Source organism: Silanimonas sp. (assembly GCF_044377035.1).
Taxonomy (GTDB): domain Bacteria; phylum Pseudomonadota; class Gammaproteobacteria; order Xanthomonadales; family Xanthomonadaceae; genus Silanimonas.
The window spans coordinates 130,051-137,159 of the sequence record NZ_JBILJW010000008.1 but is presented as its reverse complement, the minus strand read 5'-3'; the positions used below and the strand labels follow the sequence as shown (position 1 = coordinate 137,159).

Annotated in this window: 6 protein-coding genes and 1 pseudogene; 5 read left to right on the top strand and 2 right to left on the bottom strand. The window is 69.1% G+C overall.

Going from position 1 to position 7,109, the window contains the following annotated elements; translation table 11 throughout:
- The 4 genes and pseudogenes from ACIQ6S_RS06500 to galU form a co-directional block, all read left to right on the top strand.
- A pseudogene (locus ACIQ6S_RS06500) lies at positions 1-264 on the top strand (lipopolysaccharide assembly protein LapB); the annotation flags it as partial.
- A 7-nt stretch (positions 265-271) separates the two neighbouring features.
- The gene (locus ACIQ6S_RS06495) at positions 272-1,297 is read left to right on the top strand and encodes a lipopolysaccharide biosynthesis protein (RefSeq protein ID WP_397607639.1); all 1,026 of its coding nucleotides are present in this window, start codon (positions 272-274) and stop codon (positions 1,295-1,297) included.
- Between the two features lie 62 nt (positions 1,298-1,359).
- Complete coding sequence (locus ACIQ6S_RS06490) at positions 1,360-3,198, top strand: polysaccharide biosynthesis protein (RefSeq protein WP_397607645.1); 1,839 nt, start codon at positions 1,360-1,362, stop codon at positions 3,196-3,198.
- Positions 3,195-4,076, top strand: a complete 882-nt coding sequence (galU, locus tag ACIQ6S_RS06485) for a UTP--glucose-1-phosphate uridylyltransferase GalU (RefSeq protein ID WP_397607638.1) — start codon at positions 3,195-3,197, stop codon at positions 4,074-4,076. The genes ACIQ6S_RS06490 and galU overlap by 4 nt, the downstream gene beginning before the upstream one ends.
- 9 nt (positions 4,077-4,085) lie before the next feature.
- Here the strand turns inward: galU and ACIQ6S_RS06480 are convergent, their stop codons facing one another.
- Positions 4,086-4,448, bottom strand: coding sequence for a hypothetical protein (locus ACIQ6S_RS06480; protein WP_397607637.1), 363 nt, complete (start codon positions 4,446-4,448; stop codon positions 4,086-4,088).
- 91 nt (positions 4,449-4,539) lie between these two features.
- On the opposite strand from ACIQ6S_RS06480, the gene ACIQ6S_RS06475 reads away from it, so the two are divergent.
- Complete coding sequence (locus ACIQ6S_RS06475) at positions 4,540-5,844, top strand: NAD(P)/FAD-dependent oxidoreductase (RefSeq protein WP_397607636.1); 1,305 nt, start codon at positions 4,540-4,542, stop codon at positions 5,842-5,844.
- 51 nt (positions 5,845-5,895) lie between these two features.
- On the opposite strand, the gene ACIQ6S_RS06470 is transcribed toward ACIQ6S_RS06475, so the two are convergent.
- Positions 5,896-7,092: an acetyl-CoA C-acyltransferase gene (locus ACIQ6S_RS06470; RefSeq protein ID WP_397607635.1), complete on the bottom strand. Its 1,197-nt coding sequence runs from the start codon at positions 7,090-7,092 to the stop codon at positions 5,896-5,898.
- Positions 7,093-7,109: the final 17 nt, after the last annotated feature.

The following is a 7,109-nucleotide window of genomic DNA, read 5'->3' as shown; positions in this document are numbered from 1 at the left end:
TTGGAGTTCCTGCGCAAGCATTTGCGTCAGCGGCCTTCGATCCGCGGCGAGGCGGCGCTGATCGAGCTCGCGCTGCGCAGCGAGAGCGACGACGCCCGCGGGTTGCTGGTGGCCCTGCAACAGATCAACGAACAGCTCATCGTCCGCTCGCCGGGGTATCGCTGCCAGAGTTGCGGCTTCGGGGCGCGCGCCCACCATTGGCAATGCCCGAGCTGCAAGCAGTGGGCATCGATCAAGCCGCTGCCGCACGTGGCCATCGAGTGAGGGGACGGTGAGTCCGCTGTTCGAGGCCTTGCTGACGGCATGGCCGCGGCTGTTGCTGGTGGCCGCCGTCGCCTTCGTGGTGGCCGAGGCCTGGCGTCGGCTGGCCCTTCGGCGGGGCGTGCTCGACGTGCCCGGGCATCGCAGCAGCCATGCCGTCGCCACGCCGCGGGGCGCGGGCATCGGCATTGCCGTCGCTTCGGGCCTGGCGATCGCCCTGTGGGCGCCCCCGGGAACAACGCGAGATGCTGTCCTGCTGGGCGGGTTGGTGGCGGCGATCGTGGGGCTGGCGGATGACTTCCGACCGTTGCCGGCTGCGTGGAAGTTCGTCGGCCAGACCCTCGCGGCGCTTCCCGTCGCGATCGCGCTGCCGCTCGCGCCCGACGGTGTGCCCTTCGTCCTGCCCTCGCCGCTGGCGGCATTGGCGAGCGCGGCGCTGGTGCTGCTGTTCGTCAACGCTTGGAACTTCATGGACGGCATCGACGGCATCGCCGCATGGGCCGCCGTGGTGGTTTGCACCAGCGTCCTCGCTGTGGCGACCGGCGCCGGCGCGGCGCTCGTCGCCCCCGTCGCGATGGGCCTGCTCGCCGCCTGCCTCGGCTTCCTGCCGCTGAATTTCCCGAAGGCTCGGGTCTTCATGGGGGACTGTGGCAGCCATGCCCTCGGCTTCGGCCTGGCGGTGCTGGTGCTGGCCTCGCCCCGCATCGAGATCGCCGGGGTGGCGCTGGCGGCGAGTGCGGCCTTCCTCGTGGATGTGCTCGGCACCCTCGTGCTGCGCGCTCGCGATGGTGAACGATTGGCGTCCGCCCACCGCCGGCACCTCTATCAGCTCGCCACACGCAGCGGTTACAGTCACGCCCGCGTGACGATGGCGTACGTGGCATGGATGCTGGCGAGCGGGGTAGGGATGGTCATGGCCCAGCAGGCAGGACGCGAAGCCATCGCCGCGGCGCTGGTTTTCTTCGCCACGGTTTCCGCGTGGTGGTGGCTGCAACGACACTTCACATCGCATCTCAAGGAGCGTGGCCAGTGGTGAGCTCCCCCCGTCCACCCCGCTTCCCGATCAGCCGTGTCCTCGTGGTGTTGCACGACGTGCTCATGGTCGTGCTGGCGTGGCAGGCCTTGATCGCCCTGCGTTACGCGTCAATCGGCTCCAGCGTGCCGATGCACGGGTTCCTCGTGGAAACCGCCATCGTGGTCGCCGTGCAGCTGACGGTGTTCTGGCGCATGGGGCTATATCGGGGGTTGTGGCGGTTCGCCAGCCTTCCGGACCTCAAGAACATCCTGTTCAGCACGATGCTTGGTGGCCTGCTCGTCGCCATCCTGCTGTTCCTGTTCCGGGATCGTGCGGAAGGCGTGCCTCGCGTGGCGCTGGTGCTCTACCCGGTGGCCTTGGCTGTCCTTTTGGGGGCGCCGAGGTTGCTCTACCGCGCGTGGAAGGACGGGCAGGCGCTGCGCGCCGCGGCGGGACAGCGCGAACGCCTGCTGATCCTCGGTGCCGGCCCGACGGCGGAAAGCCTCGCACGCGACCTCCAGCGCAGCGACCGCTACCAGGTGGTCGGCTTCCTCGCCGACGATGGCAGCATCCAGGGCGCCAAGATCTACGGTTTGCCGGTCCTGGGCCGCATCAAGGACCTAGCGCATATCGCCGAGGAAGCGGCGGTCACGCACGTCGCGATCGCCCTGCCGGGTGATCAGAGCGAGCAGCTGGGCCGCATCGCTGCGCAATGCGAGCGACTGAAGCTGCGCTTCAGCCGCATGCCGGCCCCGGAGGAAGTGCTGCAGGACCAGTGGATGCACGGCGCCCTGAAAGACGTCGCCATCGAAGACCTGCTCGGTCGTGATCCGGTGCTGCCGGATTGGGTTGCCATCCGCGAGTCGCTGTTGGGGCGGTCGGTCCTGATCACCGGGGCCGGCGGGTCGATCGGTTCGGAGCTGGCGCGACAGTGCGCGAACGTCGACGTCGCCCAACTCGTGCTGGTGGAGCGCTCCGAGCTCGCCCTGCATGAACTGCAGTTCGATCTGCGCGCGCGCTTCCCCCGGTTGCAGGCGGAGTACGTACTCGGCGACTGCGGCGACGAGGCGCTGATGCGCCGACTGGTCGAGCAGTGGCGCCCCGATGAGTTGTTCCATGCCGCCGCATACAAGCACGTGCCGCTGCTCGAAGCGCAGCCCCGCGAGGCGGTGCGCAACAACCTGTTCGCGACCGAGGTGGTGGCGAGAACGGCCGTCGCCGGCGCGGTGAAGACCCTCGTCCTCATCTCGACCGACAAGGCCGTCAACGCCATCAACATGCTGGGCGCCAGCAAGCGCCTCGCGGAGTTGGCCTGCCTCGCCCGTTGCGAGGGCTCCGCGACGCGGCTGGTCACCGTGCGCTTCGGCAACGTGCTCGATTCGGCCGGTAGCGTGGTGCCGCTCTTCCGCGAGCAGATCCGCCACGGCGGGCCGGTGACGGTCACGCACCCGGACGTCACCCGCTATTTCATGACGATTCCCGAGGCCTGCCAGCTGATCCTGCAGGCCACGACCCTTCGCGAGGCCTCGGGCATCTTCACCCTCGACATGGGCCGTCCGGTGCTGATCCGCGTGCTCGCCGAACAGATGATCCGGCTGGCCGGCTTCGCGCCGTACCGCGACATCGACATCAGCTACACAGGCCTGCGCCCCGGCGAAAAACTCCACGAGGAGCTCTTCCACGCCGACGAGAGTTGCTCGCAGACTGTGCATCCGAAGATTTTCCTTGCCGAACCGCGGCCCGTCGACCTCGCCGAGGTGGACGCCACCCTGAAGGCGCTGCGCCAAGCCGTGCAGCGCGACGACGATAGTGAGATCCGACGAGTGATTGCCGAAGCCATCCCCGAATTCGCCGCCACGGCCGCGAGCCGCATCACCGGGCCGTTCCGCCCGCAGGTCATCCGCGGCGGCCGCACGCCATGAGTGCCCGTGTCCGTTGCGCCGTTTTCCCCGTCGCGGGCCTCGGAACGCGTTTCCTGCCGGCCACCAAGACGGTGCCAAAGGAGATGCTGCCGGTCGTTGACCGCCCCCTGATCCAATACGCCGTCGACGAGGCCATCGAAGCCGGTTGCGACACGCTGGTTTTCGTCACCAACCGCTACAAGCACTCGGTCGCCGACTATTTCGACAAGGCCTATGAGCTCGAGCAGAAGCTCGAGCGTGCCGGGAAGTCCGAGTTGCTGGCGATGATCCGCGACGTCTTGCCACGCCATGTGCGCGCGGTGTTCGTGACCCAGGCGGAAGCCCTCGGCCTGGGCCATGCCGTGCTGTGCGCCCGCCCGGTCGTTGGCGACCAGCCGTTCGCCGTGCTGCTGCCGGACGACCTGATCTGGAATCGCGGCGCAGGCGCCACGCGCCAGCTGGTGGAGCTCGCCACGCAGCAACAGGCGAGCGTGATCGCGGTGCAGGACGTGCCGATCGAGCAGACGCGCAGCTACGGCATCGTCGCGATGCGCGATTTCACCGGCCGCCATGGTGAGATCAGCGCCATCGTCGAGAAGCCGCGGCCGGAAGAGGCGCCCAGCACGCTCGCGGTGGTGGGGCGCTACGTGCTTCAGCCGCGCATCTTCGAACTGCTCGAGTCGACCAAGCCGGGCGCCGGCGGTGAAATCCAGCTCACCGACGGCATCGCGGCCCTGCTCAAGGAGCAGAAGACGCTGGCCTACCGTTTCGAAGGCCGTCGCTTTGACTGCGGCAGCCGCATCGGTCTGATCGAGGCGACCCTGCAGTACGCACTCGAAGACGCCGACCTCCGCGATGCCGCCAAGGCGCTGATGCGCCGGGCCTTGGCCGAGGGCTGACGGCTCAACTCAGCCGAGCGCGGCGGCGAGCGCCGCGATGGCGGCGGCGCCGGATGCCACGGCGCCCACTTGCAGGCGCTGGGTGTATCGGTGGATTTCGCGGTCCCCGATGGCGCGCGGTGTCGGCCATCGGCCCGAGGGGGGCCATTGGCGTGTTTCGCGCGTGCGCCTCGCGATCCACCCCAGCGGCGCCGCCAACAGTGCGGCGATCATCGCGGCGAGGGCATAGAGCATCGCCACGAAGTCCGCCATTGCCTCGAGGGACGCTTCGGGGCTCAATCGCCCCGCCAGCACGCGGTCCTCGAACGCCCATCGCAGCCCCCACATCAGGCCGACCACCACGCAGGCACCGGCGAGTGCGACGAGGATCACGCGGGTACGGCCCGGTGGGCTTGATGGCGGCATCGTCGGCGGGAAAGATGCGAGGGACTTCTGATGCTATCGCCTCCCGCGTCGCCCGCCCATGCTTGAAAGCACCGCCACCGACTACTACCGCGCGACTGGCGGGCCCGGGTTGGAAGCCGCGCCGCTCCGCGGCGCCACGGAAGCGCGCGTCTGCATCATCGGGGGCGGATTCGCCGGGCTGAACACCGCGCTCGGACTCGTGGAACGCGGCGTCACCGACGTCGTCGTGCTCGAGGCGGACACGGTGGGCTACGGTGCCTCCGGGCGAAACGGGGGGTTCGTCTTCGCCGGCTATTCGCGTGGCGAGGCCGACCTCCTCGCCGACCTCGGTCCCGATGCGGCACGGGCGGCCTATCGTCGGACGCAGGATGCCGTCGCCCTGGTGCGCTCCCGCACCGAGCGTTACGGCATCGACTGCGACCGGATCGACGGTGGCGTGCTGTGGGCGAACTGGTTCCGTGACGGCGAGGTGCTTGAACGCCGTCGTCGCTTGCTGGCGACGCACTTCGACACGCACTGGCAGCCGGTGGACCGCGCGCGATTGCGCATGCAGGTGAAGAGCACGCGCTACAGCGCGGCCCTGTTCGAACCCCAGGCCTTCCACTTCCACCCGCTGAAGTACGCGCGGGGCCTGGCCGGCACGCTTCGCCACCTTGGAGCGACGGTTCATGACGGCAGCCCGGCGACCGCGCTTCGACCCAAGGGCAGCGGTTGGCGCGTCGAGACCCCGTGTGGTTCGGTGGACGCCGAGCACGTCGTGCTGGCCTGCGGCGGCTACCTCGCCGGGCTGGTGCCCAAGGTCGATGCCTCGGTGTTGCCCATTGCCACGTATGTAATCGTGACCGAACCCTTGGGGGTGCGCGCCGCGGAAGTGCTCGAGACGCAGGCCGCCGTCTACGACACGCGTTTCGCCTTCGACTACTACCGGTTGCTGCCCGACACCCGGCTGCTGTGGGGTGGGCGCATCTCGGTGCGCGATCGCAAGGCGATGCAGGTCGAACGCCTGTTGCGACGCGACGTGCTGCGCGTGTTTCCACAGCTCGACGGCGTGCGCATCGACCATGCGTGGTCCGGGCTGATGAGTTACGCCCGCCACGAGATGCCGCAGATCGGGCGCTTGGACGAGGGTCTCTGGCATGCGCAGGCCTTCGGCGGGCACGGCGTGGCCCCGACCACGGTCGCGGGCGAAGTGCTGGCTTCGGCGATCGCTGAGGGCGATACCACGTGGCAGGCCTACGCGCCCTACGGCCTCGCCTCCGCAATGAAGCCCTGGGGCTTCGCCGGCGCACAGGCCACCTACTGGTGGCTGCAGGCCAAGGACGCGTGGAAAGACTGGCGCGAGGGCAGGGCAGCGCGCCCTTGAACGCGAAAGGCCCGGCAATGCCGGGCCTTTCCGTTTCGGATCAGCTCGGGGTCAGAGCGCTTCGAAGATGCCTGCCGCGCCCATGCCGGTGCCGATGCACATGGTCACCATGCCGTACTTCTGCTTGCGGCGACGCAGGCCGTGCACGATCGTCGCGGTGCGGATCGCACCGGTCGCGCCCAGCGGGTGGCCCAGCGCGATCGCACCGCCCAGCGGGTTGATCTTCGACGGGTCGAGGCCGCAGGTGCGCGTCACCGCCAGCGCCTGCGCGGCGAAGGCTTCGTTGAGCTCGATCCAGTCGAGCTGGTCCTGCGTGAGGCCGGCCTGCTTCAGCGCCTTCGGGATCGCTTCGATCGGGCCGATGCCCATCACTTCCGGGCGCACGCCGGCGACCGAGAAACTGACGAAGCGGGCGAGCGGGGTCAGGCCGTACTGCTTGATGGCCTTCTCCGAGGCCAGCAGCACCGCGCCGGCGCCGTCGCTCATCTGCGAGCTGTTGCCCGCCGTCACCGAGCCGCCCATGCGGAACACCGGCTTCAGCTTGGCGAGGCCCTCGACCGAGGTGTCGGCGCGCGGGCCTTCATCCGTGTCGACGGACTTCTCGATCAGCTTGACCGTGTTGCCGCCCAGCACCGGCACGCGGGCGCGCACGGCGTAGGGCGAGATCTCGTCCTTGAACTCACCGGCGGCGATGGCGGCCAGCGCGCGACGGTGCGATTCGGCGGCAAAAGCGTCCTGGTCGTCGCGGCTGACCTTCCACTCCTCGGCGACCTTCTCGGCGGTGATGCCCATGCCATAGGCAATCGCGACGTGCTCGTTGTCGAACACGGAGGGGGCCATGGCCACCTTGTTGCCCATCATCGGCACCATGCTCATCGACTCGGTGCCGCCGGCCAGCATCAGGTCGGCGTTGCCGAGGCGGATCTGGTCGGCCGCCAGCGCCACGGCCTGGAGGCCGGAGGAGCAGAAGCGGTTGATGGTCTGCGCGGCGATGGTGTTCGGCAGGCCGGCCAGCAGCACGCCGATGCGCGCCACGTTCATGCCCTGCTCGCCCTCGGGCATGGCGCAGCCGATGATCGCGTCGTCGATCTGCGAGAGGTCGATGCCCGGGGCCTGCGCCACGACGCTCTTCAGCACGTGGGCCAGCAGGTCGTCGGGGCGGGTGTTGCGGAAGAAGCCGCGCGGGGCCTTGCCGACCGGGGTGCGGGTGGCGGCGACGATGTAGGCGTCTTGAACTTGCTTGCTCATGGAGGAAACTCCGAAGT

What these genes read in the sequence shown, in the direction of transcription:
- ACIQ6S_RS06490 (WP_397607645.1), top strand. Translation starts at nt 1,360, where the DNA reads ATGGTCGTGCTGGCGTGGCAGGCCTTGATCGCCCTGCGTTACGCGTCA.
- galU (WP_397607638.1), top strand. Translation starts at nt 3,195, where the DNA reads ATGAGTGCCCGTGTCCGTTGCGCCGTTTTCCCCGTCGCGGGCCTCGGA.
- ACIQ6S_RS06475 (WP_397607636.1), top strand. Translation starts at nt 4,540, where the DNA reads ATGCTTGAAAGCACCGCCACCGACTACTACCGCGCGACTGGCGGGCCC.
- ACIQ6S_RS06470 (WP_397607635.1), bottom strand. Translation starts at nt 7,092, where the DNA reads ATGAGCAAGCAAGTTCAAGACGCCTACATCGTCGCCGCCACCCGCACC.